This window comes from Pseudomonadota bacterium, from assembly GCA_018817425.1.
Lineage (GTDB): Bacteria > Desulfobacterota > Desulfobacteria > Desulfobacterales > RPRI01 > RPRI01.
The window spans coordinates 1-20186 of record JAHITX010000096.1 but is presented as its reverse complement, the minus strand read 5'-3'; the positions used below and the strand labels follow the sequence as shown (position 1 = coordinate 20186).

At 38.5% G+C, this 20186-nt stretch carries 21 protein-coding genes; 6 read left to right on the top strand and 15 right to left on the bottom strand.

Annotated features, from left to right (window positions below; genetic code table 11):
- Positions 1 to 73: 73 nt before the first annotated feature.
- Positions 74 to 286, top strand: a complete 213-nt coding sequence (locus tag KKC46_16525) for an RNA-binding S4 domain-containing protein (GenBank protein ID MBU1055405.1) — start codon at positions 74 to 76, stop codon at positions 284 to 286.
- A gap of 54 nt (positions 287 to 340) precedes the next feature.
- Positions 341 to 640, top strand: coding sequence for a YkgJ family cysteine cluster protein (locus tag KKC46_16520; GenBank protein MBU1055404.1), 300 nt, complete (start codon positions 341 to 343; stop codon positions 638 to 640).
- Positions 641 to 665: 25 nt separating this feature from the next.
- Here KKC46_16520 and KKC46_16515 read toward each other — a convergent pair whose 3' ends face one another.
- On the bottom strand, positions 666 to 2285 hold the full coding sequence (locus KKC46_16515) for a B12-binding domain-containing radical SAM protein (GenBank protein MBU1055403.1): 1620 nt from the start codon (positions 2283 to 2285) through the stop codon (positions 666 to 668).
- A 144-nt stretch (positions 2286 to 2429) separates the two neighbouring features.
- On the opposite strand from KKC46_16515, the gene KKC46_16510 reads away from it, so the two are divergent.
- Genes KKC46_16510 through dusB form a run of 4 tightly spaced genes read left to right on the top strand, consistent with a single transcriptional unit; the run spans position 2430 to position 4189 of the window.
- Entirely contained in the window at positions 2430 to 2657 is a 228-nt protein-coding gene (locus KKC46_16510) for an addiction module protein (GenBank protein MBU1055402.1), read from the top strand.
- Positions 2654 to 2953 carry a type II toxin-antitoxin system RelE/ParE family toxin gene (locus KKC46_16505; protein ID MBU1055401.1) on the top strand — a complete coding sequence of 100 codons (300 nt, stop codon included), beginning with the start codon at positions 2654 to 2656 and terminating at the stop codon, positions 2951 to 2953. Before KKC46_16510 ends, KKC46_16505 begins: the two co-directional genes overlap by 4 nt.
- Positions 2954 to 2990: 37 nt before the next feature.
- A complete protein-coding gene (locus tag KKC46_16500) occupies positions 2991 to 3221 on the top strand; it encodes an AbrB/MazE/SpoVT family DNA-binding domain-containing protein (protein ID MBU1055400.1) in 231 nt (76 codons plus the stop codon).
- Positions 3218 to 4189 carry a tRNA dihydrouridine synthase DusB gene (gene dusB, locus KKC46_16495; GenBank protein MBU1055399.1) on the top strand — a complete coding sequence of 324 codons (972 nt, stop codon included), beginning with the start codon at positions 3218 to 3220 and terminating at the stop codon, positions 4187 to 4189. The genes KKC46_16500 and dusB overlap by 4 nt, the downstream gene beginning before the upstream one ends.
- 121 nt (positions 4190 to 4310) lie before the next feature.
- Here the strand turns inward: dusB and queF are convergent, their stop codons facing one another.
- The 14 genes from queF to KKC46_16425 all read right to left on the bottom strand — a co-directional run.
- A complete protein-coding gene (gene queF, locus KKC46_16490; protein ID MBU1055398.1) occupies positions 4311 to 4715 on the bottom strand; it encodes a preQ(1) synthase in 405 nt (134 codons plus the stop codon).
- A 5-nt stretch (positions 4716 to 4720) separates the two neighbouring features.
- Positions 4721 to 6595 (bottom strand): DUF4445 domain-containing protein, encoded by a 1875-nt coding sequence (locus tag KKC46_16485; protein MBU1055397.1) that lies wholly within the window; start codon positions 6593 to 6595, stop codon positions 4721 to 4723.
- Positions 6596 to 6811: 216 nt separating this feature from the next.
- On the bottom strand, positions 6812 to 7783 hold the full coding sequence (locus tag KKC46_16480; GenBank protein ID MBU1055396.1) for a rhomboid family intramembrane serine protease: 972 nt from the start codon (positions 7781 to 7783) through the stop codon (positions 6812 to 6814).
- Positions 7783 to 8607, bottom strand: coding sequence for a carboxylating nicotinate-nucleotide diphosphorylase (gene nadC, locus KKC46_16475; GenBank protein MBU1055395.1), 825 nt, complete (start codon positions 8605 to 8607; stop codon positions 7783 to 7785). Before nadC ends, KKC46_16480 begins: the two co-directional genes overlap by 1 nt.
- A gap of 21 nt (positions 8608 to 8628) precedes the next feature.
- Complete coding sequence (locus KKC46_16470; protein MBU1055394.1) at positions 8629 to 11298, bottom strand: valine--tRNA ligase; 2670 nt, start codon at positions 11296 to 11298, stop codon at positions 8629 to 8631.
- Positions 11299 to 11704: 406 nt separating this feature from the next.
- Entirely contained in the window at positions 11705 to 12268 is a 564-nt protein-coding gene (locus KKC46_16465; protein ID MBU1055393.1) for a hypothetical protein, read from the bottom strand.
- 224 nt (positions 12269 to 12492) lie between these two features.
- The gene (locus tag KKC46_16460; protein ID MBU1055392.1) at positions 12493 to 13284 is read right to left on the bottom strand and encodes a DUF2807 domain-containing protein; all 792 of its coding nucleotides are present in this window, start codon (positions 13282 to 13284) and stop codon (positions 12493 to 12495) included.
- 117 nt (positions 13285 to 13401) lie between these two features.
- On the bottom strand, positions 13402 to 13701 hold the full coding sequence (locus KKC46_16455; protein ID MBU1055391.1) for a hypothetical protein: 300 nt from the start codon (positions 13699 to 13701) through the stop codon (positions 13402 to 13404).
- Between the two features lie 172 nt (positions 13702 to 13873).
- Positions 13874 to 14617 (bottom strand): hypothetical protein, encoded by a 744-nt coding sequence (locus KKC46_16450; GenBank protein ID MBU1055390.1) that lies wholly within the window; start codon positions 14615 to 14617, stop codon positions 13874 to 13876.
- Between the two features lie 93 nt (positions 14618 to 14710).
- The gene (locus tag KKC46_16445) at positions 14711 to 15268 is read right to left on the bottom strand and encodes a hypothetical protein (GenBank protein MBU1055389.1); all 558 of its coding nucleotides are present in this window, start codon (positions 15266 to 15268) and stop codon (positions 14711 to 14713) included.
- 62 nt (positions 15269 to 15330) lie between these two features.
- Positions 15331 to 16692, bottom strand: a complete 1362-nt coding sequence (locus tag KKC46_16440; protein ID MBU1055388.1) for a DUF4384 domain-containing protein — start codon at positions 16690 to 16692, stop codon at positions 15331 to 15333.
- Positions 16693 to 16767: 75 nt separating this feature from the next.
- Positions 16768 to 17100 carry a hypothetical protein gene (locus KKC46_16435; protein MBU1055387.1) on the bottom strand — a complete coding sequence of 111 codons (333 nt, stop codon included), beginning with the start codon at positions 17098 to 17100 and terminating at the stop codon, positions 16768 to 16770.
- Positions 17101 to 17374: 274 nt separating this feature from the next.
- Entirely contained in the window at positions 17375 to 18193 is an 819-nt protein-coding gene (locus tag KKC46_16430) for a hypothetical protein (protein MBU1055386.1), read from the bottom strand.
- Between the two features lie 240 nt (positions 18194 to 18433).
- Positions 18434 to 20186 (bottom strand): hypothetical protein (locus KKC46_16425; protein MBU1055385.1); only part of this gene is annotated, 1753 nt, incomplete at its 5' end.

Here is a 20186-nt window from a genome sequence, read left to right as displayed (position 1 = left end):
GATGTTGTGTTCCTTGCAGAAATTAGTTTTAACATTATACGTATACAAATTATATCAAGACTGAGTGTGTAAAATGAGAGAAATTAAAATTTCAGAAGAGCCAATTGAGCTCTATAAAATCTTGAAGTTTGAAAATATGGTCGACAGTGGCGGTCAAGCTAAATATGTGATTTCTGAAGGTCAAGTTATAGTAAATGGGAAAATCGAAACCAGAAAAAGAAAAAAGATTTTTTCAGGTGATGTCGTAGAATTTGGAGAAAACAAAATCCGTGTACAAGTCAAATGAGAACGTGAGTTAGGTGGTTATAAGGAGACCTATATCAAAAATGAAAAGTAATTTATGACAATCGATTTTACAACACTGCCTGATTCCGAGGTGTCCTGTGTAAACTGCGAGGCCTGCTGTTGCCGTTTAGAAGTAATGCTCATTACCGATACCGGAGTTCCCGATAATTTTATTGAGATAGATAAGTGGGGAGGTATGACCATGAAGCGGATGGAAGATGGCTGGTGTTCTGCCTTGGACCGAAACACCATGCTTTGTAATATTTACGAGAATCGGCCATGGGTTTGCCGTGAATTTGAGATGGGAGAATACGAATGTATTTACGAGCGAGCCGCCAATCTGAAGATTGAATAAGAGAAAAGAAAGGGGTTATTATATCTCAGCATCCTTTCAAATCGACTTTTATTATCTGTTCAGCAAACAAACCGGCAGTCTTGGCGCATATGCTGTGCTCATAAATAGAGCCTTCTTTGTCAACTCCTCTTATCTTTGCATCAAAAAGGAAACAACTTAAAAGCTTTATACCTGCGTCGGTTCGGTTATTATCTTTAATTTCTTCTTCTATAAATGGCGCTGGTTCAGGTATTTTATATCCGCTGTCGATTAACGATTTCATGAAATTTAATATTCTTCCAAGCCTTAACATAGTAACTGCCTGTTTTCTGACTGTTGTGTGCGAAACGGGAAGAGCGCTTGAACGCATTAAAGAATATTTTTCGGGAAGTATTTCAAGCTTATTGCACAGGTCAAAATCGCTGCTTCCCGGAGAGGGATAAAAAATTGAAACACCTGCAAGTACTCTTCTTTCGGCAAGATATAAAAGATCCGAAACCGAGTTTTCCGGTGCCTGGAAAGGTGCTCCGGCAATTATATACCCGACTGCGTTAAGGTCATATTTTTCAGCAAATAAAAGTACTTTGTCAAAAGCTTCTCTTACATCCGGCCTTTTAAATCTTTTGAGTTGTTCTGATGAAGATGAACCAAGGGAAAGATTAAGGGTTTTAAAGCCCGACTCTTTCATAAGACATATCATTTCTTCATCAAGCGATGTGGGCAACAGCCCGTTCATTGCTCTTAGTTCAAGCCCTGATTTGCTATATCGAACCTTTATTTCACAAAGAAGTTCTGTGAACCATTTTTTATCAAGGCTGAGATTTTCATCTTCGAAATCTATAAAAGCTGCTTCATTTTTGTTTATATTATTATCAAGCTCTCTTAAAACTGATTCAATACTTCTTTTCCTGTATTTCAGATATGACAAAGCGCTTACGGAACAATAAGAGCATTTCATAGGACAACCCCTGCTTGCAGAAATAACTATGCTTGCACTTTTTCCTCTTTTGTAAAAACTATTTTTTAAAAGAGCGATTGCAGGCAAAGGTTGATTGTCAAGATTGCCAATTAAAGCAGGTTTATTTACATGTAAGCTTCCGTCTGTTTTGCGATAAACAATGCCTGAAATCAAATCAAGGCTTTTCTTTTCTTTAATAGCCGCAGCAAGAAGAGTCATTGATTCTTCTCCTTCACCACGAATAACAAAATCAACCGCACTGTTTCCCATTACACTATTATAAAGAGCTGTAGGGTGATGACCGCCAAGTACTATTTTACAATCAGGGTTAGACGCTTTAACAGCTTCTGCTGTCATCAGCGCATATTCTGCATAAGGCGTAAACAAAGATGAAATTCCAATAAGAAAGGCTCCGGTTTTAGCCGCTTCTTTTGCTATATGTTCAAAACTGTATCCAAAGTGCTTGAAGCTGTTAAAAAGTGCAAAAGGAGATATATCTTCTTTGCCGTAATATTCATCAAGGTAACTCATCTCATCCGGAACTTGAATTCTGTGAGATTTTGAAGTAGCAAGACCGTCAAATATCTCAACTGAGAAACCAGATTTATCAAGTGCTGATGCTATACATGCCAGCCCATAAGGAATAGTCCTTTTTGCTGTAAGATAAAAATCCCTGATGGGTGGTTGAATAAGCAAAATATCAGTCATGACCATTTTCCCTAAGTTTATGCATTGTAGAAGCGATTGATTGATGACACAGTATAAAAACTTTATTCAAAAGTCTATAGAAGATACTTGATTCTACAAATAAGCTATTGTAAAATAAACAAGATTTTTAAGGGGGTGTATATTATGGACATATCTGTGGAAGAATTAGCTACAAAAGCTATGTCTTTATCTGGCGAAGCAAGAGCTTTGCTGGCTGAAAAACTTGTTGAGAGCCTTGATCAAGAGTCAATTCATGAGATTTGGCTAATCGAGGCAAAAAAGCGACGCGATGAAGTACGAGGCGGTCGAGTTAAAGCAATACCAGGTGATGTGGCAATGCAAAGCATCCAAAAACTTTTTGATTGTAAATGACCTATTCATTCCATCCAGCTGCAAGAGCTGAATTTGAGCAAGCTATACTTTATTATTTTGAGAACAGCTCATCGCTTGCATCAGCATTTTATTCTGAAATAGAATGTGCAATTGAAAAAATAGTTGAGAATACATCCCTGTATCGTGTGATTGATGAAGATGTGCGCCGCTGCCTAACAAAACGTTTCCCCTATGCTATTCTTTACACAATTGAAGATAATTATATTCTAATATTAGCCGTTATGCATTGCAGTAGAAAACCATCTTATTGGAAAAATAGGGTCGTTGAGAAATAGTATAAACAATTGAGGTCGGATTAGCCGAAGAAAAAAGATGCAATTTGTTAAATTAGGAAAGAAAGGACAGGTTTTGTTACCCAAGGCTATTTTGCATAAGGCAGGGATAAGTGGCGAAACGTCGCTTCTGGTTGATACCTCATATGACGGAGCCATTGTATTGAGGCCGACTGGAGTATGCCCAATTGAGATTTGTAATGATGAGCGTATTGCTTATAGGATAACCCCGGAGCAGGCTGACAAGCTATATAGTGCCCTGAAAAAATGAAAATTGGCTCAATAATTATAGATAACAACACAGTTCTGGCTCCTCTGGCTGGCATAACGAACCTTCCATTCAGGCTTATCGCAAAAAAAGCCGGATGCGGCCTTGTATGTTCTGAAATGGTAAGTGCAAACGGCATTACCTATGGTTCCCAAAAAACCCTTAATATGCTTGATTCTTTGCCTGAAGAACGACCTGTTTCATTTCAGATTTTCGGCTCCGATCCTTTTATTATGGCAGAAGCTGCAATAATTGTTGAATCTGCCGGTGCTGATATAATCGATATAAATTTCGGCTGTTCCGTTAAAAAAGTCGTAAAAACAGGCGCTGGTGTTGCTCTTATGAAAGAGCCCGGCAAAACCGAAGCTATATTAAAAGCTATAAAACAAAGCGTTAAAATTCCTGTTACAATAAAGATAAGAACCGGATGGGACAAATCCGGTGATCAAGCGCTGGCAACAGCTAAGATTGCAGAGTATTGCGGTATTGATGCTATTGCAGTTCATCCCAGAACGGCGAGTCAGGGCTTTAGAGGTGTGGCCGACTGGTCTTTAATATCAAGAGTAAAAGAAAATATATCCATTCCGGTTATTGGAAACGGGGATATTATTACTGCAAATGATGCTGTTTCGATGCTGAATCAAACCGGTTGCGATGCGGTTATGGTAGGCAGGGCAGCTATTGGCAATCCTATGATATTTCAGCAGATAAATGCTCTTATTGCAAAAGAGCCGTTACCTCCTGCAAGCTTGGCTCAACGTTTTAATTGCATGAAAGAATATCTAAAAGCAAATGCGGAGTATTTCGGGGAAAAACAGGCATGCTTTATGATGCGAAGCCGCCTTGGCTGGTTTGTTAAGGGGCTTGATTCAAATGCAAAGTTTCGTGAATCCATAAAACATATCACTTCGGAGCAAGAAGCGATTGATATCATAAATTCATATTATGATTTCCTATATACTTCCGGATAAAGTTTTTGGACTGCGTTATCAGTCGCCACCCTTCGACGACATACGGTCTGTATGTCTTACTCAGGGTGGTTCCTTATGGCCTTGCCAAAAAAATTATCTGAAAGTCTATATAAGTTACACATCAACCCATCTTATATTCTGCAACGGCTTTTGTTAATATACCACCTCTTGCACTAAATTCTCCTGTAATTTCCATTTGTTTTGGTTTCAGCACTTCTACAAGATCATCTAAAATTTGATTTACTACATGCTCGTAAAAAATACCTACGTTTCTGTATTGGAGCAGATAGTATTTCAAGGATTTGAGTTCTATAATTTTTTTATCGGGTGTGTATCGGATAATTATAGTGCCGAAATCCGGAAGGCCTGTCATTGGACATACTGAAGTAAACTCGGGCTGTTTTATTTCGATATCTATATCTCTTTTCTGCCTGTATTTATAATCCATAGAAATTAATATATCTGATTTAATACTATCAGGATTTTGTGCTACATAATTTGGTTTCATTTTTTTTGCTTTAGCCATATTTATTACTCCTTGTTAATTTCAAGTCTCTTTCCACAAGACAATCTGTATGTTCCTAAATAACCCGCCTGGATAAAAGTCTGCATAAAAGCAGGTACTGTGCTTAATTCGACATAATGTGCTCTTTGAGCAAGAGTCTGAGCTTCCAGTCGTTTGCGTGAAGATATTAAAGCCATCTTTGCCCCTATCCCGGCGGCATTTCCCACCTGTTTGAAACGCTCATAAGGCAATAACGGCAGCAATCCAACTGCCACAGCGCTCTCAATATTAATATAACTCCCAAAAGCTCCGGCAATGATTACCTGGGTAATATCTTCCTCACCACAGCCCTTAGCTTCCAGTAATAGCTGAATCCCTGTGCGGATAGCAGCTTTTGCAAGCTGCAATTCTCTTATATCACTCTGAGTAATAACAATTGCTTCCTGCCCGTTTCTTTTTTCTTCGCTTACCAGAACAAATTCAAGATATTTACCGTTTGACCTCACTCCAGGATATGCTTCAGACATCCTGCCGCCTTTATCTATAATACCTGCCGAATAAAGTTGCGCCAATGCATCCAGAATACCTGAACCGCAGATCCCTGCAGGTGGAGCCCCGTCAATTGTCTGATACTGCACATTTCCGTCTAATATCAGAATATCTTCGATGGCTCCTGCTGAAGCGCGCATGCCGTATTGGATGTGCCCTCCTTCAAATGCTGGACCGGATGCACATGAAGCGCTGACAATTTCTCCGTTTGCAACCAAAGAAATTTCGGTATTTGTTCCGATATCGATAATCAACACAACTTCTTCGATATTTCCGGCATCAGTTGAAAGCAATACCGAAGTATGATCAGCACCAACAAAACCGGCTATATTGGGTAAAAGATGTAAAAAAGCACCTTTGGCAATTTGCAAACCGGCATCACGGGCTTTTATATCCAAAGCTTTTTTTACTGCCGGGATAAAAGGTGATTCAGCCAGTTGTTTTACCGGTAAATTAAGAAGTAAGTGGTGTATCGCGGTATTTCCTACAATCACTGCATCGATGATTTCATCACATTTTGCATCTATCTTTGAACATAAATCTTTTGCCATCTCGTTTATGGAATTTACTACAAGATTCTTTAAATCGAATGCTTTGGCAGGTGACTGAATTGCATGGTTGATCCGGCTAATAATATCTTCACCATAACCTATCTGAGGATTCATTACACCTTGGGCTGCAAGTGTTTTACCGTTTTCTAAATCAACCAGATATCCTGCAATTTTAGTTGTTCCCAAATCCACAGCAAGACCAAGTTTACGCTCCGATAAAGTCAGACCGATTACTTCGTCTTCCCGTACACAAACATTGCACATCCAGTTTAATTCCCGCAGTTTCGGGGAAATACTCCGCATAACATCTATATCAATCTTGTTACAATTTAAATTATATGTTGAATTAAGCAGTTCCAAAAGCCTGTCAGCATCAGCTCTTAGATCCGACATTGCGGGTGGACTAAGACTAACCTTATAAGAATTTACGACAGGTTCCGGCAAAATATTAATTTCCAGCCCTTCTGTCTGAGTCCGCTGAGGAGCTGTAATTGATTCAGGAGGAAGGTATATTTTACAATTGCTTAACGGATATGCTTTACAGGCCAGACGCCAACCATCATCACACTCTTTTTTCGAAAATATTTCTTTTTCGCTTTGAGTCGGTTTTGACACTGTCCCGTCAATAACTTTGACTTTACAGGAACGGCATTTTCCCTGGCTTCCGCATACGCTCTTAATATTGATTCCAAGCTGATGAGAACATTCCAAAAGAGACTTGTCGGAATCGCATTGCCCTCTGCGGCCTACAGGTTCAAAATCAATTTTATAGAGCCCAACGGCTTGCTCGGTCTTATGCATTTGTTATTCACATGAGTAGTGATTTTTTTTAAATCAATCTGATTCCGGGATGTTGTCAATTTATTTCAAACTGCTTCCATTAACAGGTGCAACCAAAATATATATGTTTTTTAGTCTCTTATATCGCATTAACAAACTTATATGTCAAGTTACACTCTGGGTTTGCACCGGATAACCGCATTTCTTTTATGGGACAGTAATAATGATTATTGGATGTTATTCTTCTATAACCATCTTAAGAAACAAATCACTTTTTAAGCCATTTTCTGCTTGATACTTAAATCCTTTTAATCTAAGTATACTCCCATCAGAAACTCTCGCCGGCACAACAACTTTATAGAGCTTTTTATTAAATCCCTGTGATATGCTGACAATTTTTTGTGTCCCCATTGCAGCTTCATGCGGAGTAATTTTAAGAATGCCGTAAAGATTGTTATCATTTCCCGTGCTGACCGGCCTTATAACTTGCAGCCTATGACTTCTTTTCTTCCCTGTCAGATTTTTGATCATTCCGGTTAAACCGATTTGCGGCATTTTTGACATTATTTTTATCCAGATCATTCCGCATAAAAACCCTCCGATATGAGCCCACCATGCAATCCCTCCGGCTTGTCCACTGCTTCCGGCAGCATTTAAGACCTGGAGGAAAAACCAGAAAATCAGAAAGAAAAAGGCCGGTATTTCAATAATCCATGGGATAATAATTATAGGAATCAGCGTTAATATTTTTGCATTAGGATAAAGAATAAAATAAGCGCCCATCACACCTGCAATAGCCCCGCTTGCCCCTATTGTAGGAAAATTGGAATAATAATTAAAGAAAAGATGTGTCAATCCTGATAACAGCCCGCATGCAATGTAAAATACAAAATAGCGAAAAGGCCCCATACTGTCTTCTACATTGTCGCCAAATATATAAAGTGTCCACATATTGCCCAGAATATGCCAAAAACTTCCGTGTAAAAACATGAAGGATATAAAAGGAAACAACTGCTCTATAGCTGTAAAATTAGTGGAAATATGGGGTACGGAATAACGTGCCGGCACAAGGCCGTATAAGTAATCAAAATTATATAGATTTTGTCCCTGGGAAAGTTGTACAAGAAAAACAACTATATTAATGCCTATGATGGTGTTATTTACTACCGGATAGTTTTTGGAAGTTATTGTGTCACGAAGTGGTATCATTAGATAATACGCATACTTAAATCCATGCTTCTTGCTGAATGGGTAAGAGCACCAATTGAGATAATATCAACCCCGGTATCGGAATACAAATTCAGGTTTTCTTTTGTAATATTGCCGGAAACTTCAACCATTGCTTTTTTGCCAATTAATGACACTGCCTCTTTAATCTGGCTGATATTCATATTGTCTAACATAATAACATCGGCTTTTGCGGCAAGAGCTTCTTTTAGGGAAATAAGATCCGAAACTTCTACTTCTATTTTTATCAGATGTGATATTTTATTGCGAACACGCTCAATCGCTTTTTTTATTCCGCCACATGCGGCGATATGATTATCTTTTATTAAAACACCGTCATATAATCCGATTCTATGATTATATGCACCCCCTACCCTGACAGCATATTTTTCCAGAACTCTCCAGCCAGGTATGGTTTTCCGTGTATCAACAAGGCGGATTTTTTTATTATCAAAAAGTTCGACATATGACCGAACGTTTGTTGAAATTCCGGATAAACGCTGCAGAAAATTTAAAGCAATGCGCTCACCTTTTAAAAGAACACAAAGCTTTCCTTCAATCTCCATTACTGTTTCGCCGTTTTTGACCAAATTCCCATCTTTAAAAAAAGGTCTGCAAATAACTTCTGAATCGATAAAAGTAAAAACATCCCTGGCTACATCAAGACCTGCTATGACAAGAGGTTCTTTGGCAACAATTATGCCTTTGCCTTTTATTTCCGGATCAACAGTATAATCCGTGGTAATATCACCGGAGCCTATATCTTCTTCAAGTGCGATTTGAATCAGATGCTTTAATGAGTGCATATTATAACATCCCAAAAAAAGTTATTGTTCTTCTTCAATACTTTTCATTTTTTCAAGATTTGAAATAATTTTCTGTTGTTTTGCCAGTACTAAACTGTGTTTATCCTTTACTTTTTCCACTACATCATCGGGGGCTTTTTTGAGAAAATCCTCATTGTTAAGCTTTTTGATTAATCCGGATATCTCATTTTTCAGTTTTGTAAGTTCTTTTTCAAGGCGTTCTTTTTCCTTGGAAAAGTCTATTATATCTTCCAGTAAAACATAAATTACTGCATCGCCAATTACAGTTGTAGCTGCCTTCTTTGGTCTTACACCTGACTTTTCAGATACAAAAGTTTTAAGACCTGCAAGATTAATAATAATATCTTCGTTATCTGAAACTATACTTCTAAAAGAGTCATTCTCCGAATGCAAAATCACATCCAATGATGCTGAAGGCGCAATATTCATTTCGCCTTTAATATTTCTTATGCCGGTAATAACCTCCATAACAATATTCATGCTATGCTCTGCCATTGAATCGCATAACAGAGATTTGAAATCATTTGCATCAGCAGGAAATACTGCTTTCATTATCGAGCCTTGTGTTCCGGGGAATTTATGCCAGATTTCTTCCGTTACAAAGGGTGTGAAAGGATGAAGCAAAATAAGCACATCATGAAACACCCTTTGTAAAACACTTAAGGTAGCAGTTTTATTCTCTTCTCCTTTATGGCCGTATAGACAAGGTTTAATGGCTTCAAGATACCAGTCGCATAGCTCATGCCATACGAAATTGTAAAGAGTACTTGCCGCATCATTAAACCTGTAATTGTCTATAGCGTCTGCAACAATATCAGTTACATTCTTAAGCCTTGCAAGTATCCATTTATCGGGAAGAGACATGCTCACAAATTTTAACTCAGACTGATTTTGGGTTAAATGCATAAGAGCAAAACGGGCAGCATTCCAGAATTTATTTATAAAATGCCGGTAACCTTCAACTCTTTTTTCCGACATTTTAATATCCCTGCCCTGAGCGGCAAAAACAGCAAGTGTCATACGAAAAGAATCGGTTCCGTATTGATCAATAATGTTTAAAGGATCAATTACGTTTCCTTTTGATTTGCTCATCTTTTTGCCGTCTTCATCTCTTACCAGCGCATGAACATATACATCCTTAAACGGGACATCATTCATAAAATGTAGTCCCATCATCATCATACGCGCTACCCAGAAAAAAAGTATATCAAAGCCTGTAACAAGAACGGATGTAGGGTAAAAGGTTTTAAGCAGCTTGGTCTCTTCCGGCCATCCCATAGTAGAAAAGGGCCATAGAGCCGAGCTGAACCATGTATCAAGAACATCAGTCTCCTGTACAAGATTGCCGGATCCGCACTTAGGGCATGTTGCCGGCGCTTCCATTGCAACAACAAGATCAAGACATTTTTCACATGTCCATGCAGGTATCTGATGCCCCCACCAGATCTGGCGGGAAATGCACCAGTCTCGTATATTATTCATCCAGTCATAGTAGGTATTTGTCCACATTTCCGGCACAATTCTTGTTCTTTTATTTTCGACAGCTTCAATTGCTTTTTTTGCAAGAGGCTTTACCTTTACAAACCACTGCTTTGATAAATTCGGCTCTATAATTGTTTTGCACCTGTAGCAGTGCCCCACATTGTGTTTTATAGGCTCAATTTTTTCTAATAACCCATCTTCTTCTAAAGCTTTGACAACAGCTTTTCTGCATTCAAAGCGGTCAAGCCCTTCAAATTTTCCGGCATCTGCTGTCATTTTTCCGTTATCATCAATTACTTTAATTTCAGGAAGGCTGTGGCGTTTTCCTATTTCAAAGTCATTGGGATCATGGGCAGGAGTAACTTTTAAGGCTCCGGTTCCAAAAGTCATGTCAACATAAGTATCTCTGATTATTGGAATCTGCCTGTTTATAACAGGTAGTATAACCGAAGATGATTTTATGTTCTGGTATCTCTTATCATCAGGATTAACAGCAACCGCGGTATCACCAAGCATAGTCTCAGGACGTGTTGTGGCAACCACAATACTGCCTGATCCGTCCGGGAAAGGATATCTTATATGATAAAGATGGCCGTCGATTTCCTCATGTTCTACTTCAAGGTCCGCAAGAGCGGTATGACAGCGGTGGCACCAGTTTATTATGTAATTGCCACGGTAAATAAGGTCTTCGTTATAAAGCTGAACAAAAACTTTGCGAACTGCAATTGAAAGGCCTTCGTCCATGGTAAAGCGTTCAAGTTTCCAATCACAGGAAGCACCCAATCGTTTCAATTGATTGATGATCGCACTTCCGTATTGATTTCGCCATTCCCAAACCGCCTCGATAAATTTTTCCCGTCCGAGTTTATGCCTGTCAGTATTTTCGGCGGCAAGTTTCTTTTCGACAACGTTTTGTGTAGCAATCCCGGCATGGTCAGTACCCGGCATCCAAAGCACATTATCTCCACGCAATCTTCTGTAGCGGCACAGGATATCCTGCATAGTGATATTAAGGGCATGCCCCATATGAAGTACACCCGTTACATTAGGAGGAGGAATAACTATTGAATAACTTTTTTTATCACTTTGCTCACTGGCTGCAAAAAGTTCTTCTTTTTCCCAGAATTCATACCAGTATTTTTCAACACCTTTAGGATCATAACTCTTTTCAAGTAAATCTGAACTCATAAACAATACTCCAAATAATATATAAAATCCTGACGGATTCATAGTAATTTTCAAATCAGACGGATTTATAAAAGTTTAATACGCAAAAAGCAAGAAAATGAACTGTTCTTACCTGTAAACTGCAATGATGAAAAAAGCAGAAATCAAGCAAATAGGCTAACAAACCGATAAGCCTTTATTTACAATAATATAACTTCGTAACGCAATAGTTAACTTTATATTAAAACGAAATATAAGCCCCTAAATAAAACTACCCTGCAGCAAGAGCTACAGGGTATCTAAAAAATCTATAATAATCAATTCTGTCTGCCTATCTGAACCCGGAAGACATTTACAAAATGTAATGGATACAAGCTAAGATCAATAATTGATATAAAAAAATGTCCGCGAAAATATAAAATTATGTTCAATCAAAATCATTTTCATCAACACGAAGAACATTTTTCAATCTTATAATTTCCTGTTTAACAGCCCTTTCTATTACCTCAATCAGTATGCTATCAATTTTATCTCCCAATATTTTTTGGACCACCCGCTCAATCGCGGCTTCAACCTGTTGGGGCGATACATTGATTGTTCCTGAGCCTATTGGGGATTCTTCTTCCAAATCAAATGTTTTATTTTCAGCAAATTCCTCCGCTAAATCTATTTCACTCTCAATTTCCATTCCTAAGGAAGCAGCAAAATCATCTTTTATATACTCATCAGAATCTACTATATCTTCCTCAAGATCTTTCATTACAATTTCCTGTTCATTTCCAACAGGATTAACTGTACCAGCGGCTTCGACAATATCTGTAAGTTCAATCACTTCATCTTCCAAAGATACTATCATATCTTCAGTAAGTTCAATGATTTCATCATCGCTATCTATGGAATTTTTTAAGTCATTAATAAGGCTCATCAATTCCGAGTCTTTAAAAGGTTCATTTTCAGAAGGTTCTTGCCCCGATTTATCCTTTTCGTCCATTGCACCCCCAATTTTTAGGTTTTTCAAAATACGGGAATTAAACAAGTCCTCACAATGACTTGAAATCTAACATACTCCACCTACAGGTGTCAAGCCGTTTACGTTTTTACTGAATCAACAACCTTAAAATAAAAGTATGAAAGCGAAAAGCATGCAATATGCGGTTATTTATTGATATTGTTATTAAAACATGTAAATTGAATTACAACTTACAAAATATAATATTATTTTTTGATAATATCGCCTACCCCTGAAACATCTTTAACGACTTCTTTTGGATTACCATAGTAAGTAATATCACCGGCACCGTTTATCTCAGCATTAAGTTTTTTAGAAACATTTATAATCGCATTGCCGGCTCCGTTAACTATTACATCTACATTTTCAGCTTTAAGTTCCTTTGCTTTAATATCGCCTGAACCGGATATATCAAGCTTTAAATTCTTTGTTTTTCCAGATGCTTTTACATCTACTGCCCCATCAACTTCAACATCAAGGCCATTATTATTTACTCCGGAAATTAAAAGATCAACAGCACCCGAAACCAATATTTTTTCAACATTGTCTACAGATACCCTAACTTCAAGCAATTTTTTCGGGCATATAGTTTTATTTGAAGTAATTTGAAGAGTATTTCCCACGACTCTTGTTATGATATGGGGTAATATATTGCTGTCACCCCTTACCTCTATACTTTTTTTCTTTTGACATTCGATATAAACATTAAAGGCACCGTCTATCTCTACAGATTTAAATTCAGATACAACTCTTTTTTCCTTCTTATCAATTCCATTCCCCTCAATACCACTTCCGCAGCCTCCACTACCAGAGCTTACGACACCTCCATCAATTGAAATATTTCCTGACTGCGCCACACCTCCATCAATTGATATATCACTAGCGCTGCCATCACCTAAATTTATAGATATTCCGCTCGCATCAGCTTTATTTGCACTCAATAACATTACGGAAAGAATAATAAACAATATTATTAAATAATAGTGAGTTGCCTTCATATGTTCTCCTTTCCTTATATCAGGTATTTATAAATTGTAGTGATTCAGCTGACTCTTTCCAGTCAGCTCTTACAATGTTTTAAATTCTTTTAAAAATTTTATTAGCCTATATTGGGTTTATTCTATAGCAATAAAGGGTTTTCGCAACTCATTTTTTATGAGTTTGCCATCACCGGGGTTACCATAAATTCTACCATAAACTGTTTTTGTTTCACCTGTAATAGTATCAACAACAAATGCTCCTACAGCTCCTGAATTGTCACCAAGAGAAGTTGCCCATGAAGATATTTGAAATCTGCCATAATTAGGCGGAGGTGGATTCAAAGAATCTGCACCGGCTAAAAACATTATTCCTGTAACAACAAGTATACCCAAAAGAAAATATTTTATTCTTTCTTTCCATAACTTATCTTTCATTTTAAGATCTCCTTTAATCATAGAAGTAATATTTAGTTAAAAAAAATCCTCTTCCCAATGCCCCCGTATATCGAAGGACTAAGAAGAGGAATTTTTTAATTAATGTTCATAGTGTTATGGTAATAATCGCCGGATATAAGACCTTTTATAACTTTTTCAGATCAATCCCATTTTATTTTTTCGCAGCTTTGGATTTTCTGAAATCATCTACAAGAGCACCCTGGCCTTCAACCTCGAATTTATCTCCTGCACCTACAACAGCTTCTCCAAGCATCGCAGATACATCATCTATGCTGATAACCATCTTTACAAAAGCATCACCGGCTTCATCCCATCCAAAATCAACGATCTCGGCAAAAGCAAGAGACGCCTGAACTTTTGTTTTAATAAAATCTGATTTAAGCATATAATTTTCAACTGATGTCTGGCTTTCAAGTGTAAATCCTGCAATCTGCTGCGCCAATTGTTTATAGGCATCTATCTGTGCTGCCCTTAATGCCTTTAATGGGCCTGCATTAGCCGGAGAGCTTGTCCCAAAGCCTACATGCTTGAAAACTTTTCCGCTTAAAGCAACGTCTGCCCCCTCAATATTTACAATCTGGTTGGCCGTCATTGTAGCTGTGGCTCTTGCAATATCTTGTTTTGAATCATAGGCTATGTCTGAAATCTTAATTCCGGACATGACTGCCGATGTTTTTGAATCGGTTTTTCCGACATAACTGTCCGCAGCCATATCTCTAACTTCTTCGCTGGCACGGATTTTCAGGCCATATACCTGTTCTGTAAGCCCCCTCATCGCATCGTTTTTTGCTGCCATGATAGCCATCATTTTTTTATTGCCGGCTAATACGTTAGGCGCTGAAAATATCACACAAATCAATAAAATTAAAATACTTTTAAAACATCTGGTTACCATAGAACTTCCCTCCTCCTTTTGGAGTAATTCAAACTCATTGCCATCTTTATCTATCTTTTTAACAATATACTTGATCGAACAAATAATACTTATTTAATTATTCTGTTGAGTCTCTTCCGGCTGCTCAATCTTTAAATTTATCTCATTTTTAACATCACCATCAGGATTGGGCACTGACTCATCTTGACTTGTGACTTCTTGCTGAGCTTCACTTAAGTCTGAAACTTCTATGTCTGTCTCAGAAGTTAACTCTGTATTTATCTCTTCTTTATTTTGTTCAGAGGCAACATTTAAGTCATCATTGTTTTCCTGCATACCAGAACTTGATATATCGTTACTTCCCGTTTCTTGCTGCCTGTCATCTGAGCCTGAATTTCCTGCATTTGTTTCAGGCTCAGAAATTATTTCTTCTTTTGTTTCTTTATTTTTCTGTTTTCCGCTAAAATCTATACTTTCTTCCTTAACAGAGGTTTTGACATGATATATATCGAAAACCAGACTTCCTCCTTCATTAACAACTCTCGCTTTCGCATCAACTGTTCCATTTTTCGGCAGATTTGGAATTTGTCTGACCATTTGTTTATTCTGGCCATCCATTTCCACGGTTCTTTTATCAACCAGTTTCTTATTGCCGGCAAAAGCTGATGTCAAAAGGCATACTACAAAGAATAAAATTATGGCAAGTCCCACTCTGCAGCATAAGCCCATATTTATCACCATTCTTCATCTGTAAGGATTCTGCCGATAGAATTTGGTTTTCTCCTGGAAACGCTTGCAGCAGCTGGAGCTGGAGCCGCCTGTTGCTGTTTTGAGACGGCAGGAGCGGGTTGTTGTGCTGGTTCAGCGGCAACTTCCTGTTGAGGTTCCACATAAGCTTGTGCCTGAGCTTGTTGCTGTTGTACAGGCTGTTGAACAGGCGCACTGGCCTCAACCACTTCTGCGGGCTGGTTCATAATCCTATCTAACTGGTTTCTTCTGCCTAATGTACTTTCTTTTATAGGAATTGATGCATATATTCTAAGGAATAAATCCGCATCTATTTTATTAAAACTGCTGTCAAACTGTTTTAATGCTGCAACAGTTGCATTATCAAGCTGCCCGGTAAGTGCGACATCATATCCATGGAGATACAGCCATTCCTGAATTTTAAATAATCGGTCTGAATCAGTTAATTTGTAATAAAACTTCTTTACAGCACTTTCTACATCTTTATCAGGCATGGCATCGTCGCCCAATAATCTCCAGTAAGGAAGTCCATTATATTTTCCAACAATCTGGATCATACTCAATTCAACAAGAAGTCTTACCGCATGGTGCCTTCCCTGAACTTTCTTTATAGAGCCCTTTCTTCCGAATGTCTGACCAAAAAGGCTTACTCCTAATTCCCTTTCATTCATGGCTTTTGATACCCTCATGGTGTTCACGGCACTCATTCTGGGTACACCTGCCATAGTTCTGAAATCAAGAAGGTTAAAATCAAGTGTTATGCTGGCCAAGCCTGTTTTTCCTGCATCACCATATCTAAGCTTTACTTCTTTTGATGGAAGGTAATCAGGCAATCCGGTAAACTCAGCACCGGCGCTGACATCAGTGCCGTCACCCCTTGTTTCCAATCCCCTGTCAAATTCTGTAATACCGCCGCTTACTACTATATCAGGTATAAGTTTTTCATCAAAATTCGAATAACCGGTTACCATCTGGTTTTGAATAAATGACGGATCATAAGGAATAAAGGTAACTCTTCCACCGATTGAATTAAGAGAACTCTTTAGCATTTCGGTTATATCTCTTGGTATTTCTCCGCCGGTAGAACCCGATGTGCCGGTATTATCACCTATAGGATTGCTCTGTATTTTAACAACATCAACATTATAGATTTCAGTCATTAATCCAAGGTCTGCCAGGGCCTGCGTAAATGAGGTGATTTTAGCTGCCGGCGGCTCTGTTTTAAGTTGAACATCTGTATCGGCCGGATCAATTGACGCACAAGAAGCAAGAAGCAAGGAAAATGACATAATAGTCAAAACGATTAGCATTTTCTTGCAGGCTTTATTATTCCGGAATATGTATCTCATCTTCCCCTCTTTCAAATTATATATTTACATTTTATCGGCTGCGGCTATTTTATCTTAAATAAAATCTGCCACGGCTTATTTCATAACCTGAATATTATAAATATTTCCAGTCTGAGTGCCAGGCCCTACCACGACGCTGTTCTCATTCTTATCACCCGTTATATCTCCGCTGCTATCCTTCTCTCCAGCCTGTTGTCCTTTACTGGCTTTCCTCGAAGCAGCTGCCATAGCATCAAGAACAATGAAGTTGATATTATTATCTTTTTTACCCAATTCATCGTCTGCACTGACAGAATCATCAGTGTATTTTGAAATATCATCATCCAGATCACCGCCCCGGCAATATTGTGCAAATGAAACAGGAACGATCATTATACAGCAAAACATTATAAAATATTTTTTGATCATATGCCCCCCTATATCTGATATGTTATTCAGATTACCCCTAAAAATGTTACGATGTTGTTTGTCATAATTTGTTGTAATTTAACAGTTTAGTAAAACCTATTTATTTGTTATAATAAAACATCCGTTATAAATAATAAAGATAAAAATATGGAGGGCCTGAAACAATTGTTGTTTTAACTGATCTTGTTATTAATAATTTTGCGAGTTTACGGTTTACAAGGCTGCGGATATTTCCCGCAGCCTTGTAACATTTTTTATTACAGCATCATAACAACTACTCAAGCACTACAGAACCCATATTGGATTCAGCGCCCTGACCCATAGCGATATTTGCTGCACCCTTTACATCAGACTGATTGATTATAGCACCCTTTACACTGGATTTGCTCATATCAACTGTGCCCATTCTGGCTGTTGCGCCTTTGCCCATAGCAATATTAGCTGCACCCTTTACACTGGACTTATTGATGATAGCACCTTTAAGATCAGATTGATCCATGCTAACAGTACCCATCTGAGCTTTTGCTCCCTGGCCCATAGCGATATTGGCTGCGCCCTTTACATCAGACTGATTGATTATGGCACCCTTTACATTGGATTTATTCATGCTTACAGTACCCATCTGAGCTGTTGCGCCTTTGCCCATAGCGATATTAGCTGCACCCTTTACACTGGATTTGTTGATGATAGCACCTTTAAGATCAGATTTATCCATACTTACTGTTCCCATCTGAGCGGTTGCGCCTTTGCCCATAGCGATATTGGCTGCACCCTTTACATCGGACTGATTAATTATAGCACCCTTTACACTGGATTTGTTCATATCAACGGTACCCATCTGAGCTTTTGCACCCTGGCCCATAGCGATATTTGCTGCACCCTTTACACTGGATTGGTTGATGATAGCACCTTTTAAGCTGGAATCTTTCATCTTTACTGTACCCATGTCAGCTGTTGCGCCTTTGCCCATAGCGATATTGGCTGCGCCCTTTACATCAGATTTGTTAATAATTGCGCCTTTAACATCTGAACCTGCAAAAGCCAATGAACCACTGATTAAAACAATACCTACTACTAATAAAGCTTTTTTCATTTTACATTCCTCCTTGGTTTGGTTGTTGTTAATTTTTTTCTCTCGGTTTTAAGTTTATTTATACTTCATAAAATTTTTGTTGTCAGTGAATGATTTCTCATATTTATTGTGAAATAGTTACATTTATAAAATTTTTGTTTGTCGTGATTTTCTCCTTCCTATGCATATACTGGGCATAAACCATATAATTAGTTATTTGTAAAGAAAGACCCACCATTTTTTTGTTTTTTGCCAATTACGCTATTTGTAAACAACTGAATTTTTATTTGAAGTTCCTCCAATAGCAACATTGGTGTTATGTACACCCATACCACCGAAAGGAACCCTGGTATCATTGATCACAAGACCTGTTCCTGAGCTGGTGCCGGCGCCTCCTATGTTACGATTCTTAACAACAACAGACCCCGAATTCGCTTCGCTTCCTGATCCAACGGCAATATTTGTTACAACACCTCCGCTCACTCTGTTTGAAATATTGCCATGCACAGTACTGTTTTCAAGAACAACCGAACCAAGGTTTGCCCTTGAATTACTTCCAACAGCAACATTAGTCATAACTCCGCCTGCCGCTCTGTTTGAAATATTTCCCTGCATGCTGCTGTTTTTCATATCCACAGAACCTAAATTCGCCTTAGTATTGCTGCCTAAAGCAACATTAGTAACCACCCCGCCAACAGTTGTGTTTGTGATATTTCCCTTCATAGTACTGTTTTCCATGTTGACTGATGAAAGGTTTGCTTCGGATCTGCTGCCTAAAGCAACATTAGTAACGACCCCGCCTGCTGCCGTATTTACTATATTTCCTTTCATAGTACTGTTTTTCATGTTTACTGACGAAAGGTTTGCTTCGGATCTGCTGCCCAAAGCAACATTAGTAACTGCTCCACCTGCTGCCGTATTTACAATGTTTCCTTTCATCGTACTGTTTTCCATGTTGACTGATGAAAGGTTTGCTTTGGTATTGCTGCCAAGTGCAACGTTTGTCACTGCTCCACCTGCTGCCGTATTTACTATGTTTCCTTTCATAGTACTGTTTTTCATATCAACAGAAGATAAACTTGCTTTAGAATTACTGCCCAAAGCAACATTAGTAACGGCTCCGCCTGCTGCCGTATTTACTATGTTTCCTTTCATAGTGCTGTTTTTCATATCAACAGAAGACAAACTTGCTTTAGAATTACTGCCCAAAGCAACATTAGTAACGGCTCCACCTGCTGCCGTATTTACTATGTTTCCTTTCATAGTGCTGTTTTTCATATCAACAGAAGATAAACTTGCTTTGGTATTGCTGCCAAGTGCGACGTTTGTTACCGCTCCGCCCGCTGCCGTATTGATTATATTACCCTTTACATTACTGCCTTCCAAATTTACAGAAGCAAGCCCGGCTTTATTATTTTTACCTAAAGCAACGTTCGTTATGGCGGCTCCAATCGAAGTATTTACTATTGCACCCTTCACATCACTATTTTTAAGATCGGCAGATCCGAGGCTGGCTTTGTTCCCGGCCCCAAGAGCAACATTTGTGACTGCTTGACCTATTGTAGTATTTACAATAGCACCCTTCATGCTGCTTGATTCCATATTTACAGCACCGAGACTGGCTTTATTATCTTTTCCCAAGGCAACATTTGTTACAGCTTGACCCATTGTAGTGTTTACAATAGCCCCTTTCATACTGCTCGACTTCATAGTGACAGCGCCTAATTCAGCTTTATTTCCAGCTCCCAAAGCTACGTTAGTTACGACTTGTCCGGCTGTAGTATTAACTATAGCTCCTTTAAGGTCACTGTTTTTCATTTCAACAGAGCCAAGTTTAGCAGTGTTATCTTTCCCTAAAGCGACATTTGTCAGCACCTGACCCGCTGCCGTATTTATCACAGCACCTTTTACATCGCTTCCCTTCATGTCAACTGCACCAAGACTTGTTTTATTCCCGGCTCCAAGTGCTACGTTTGTCAATACCTGACCAGCCGCCGTATTTACTACCGCACCC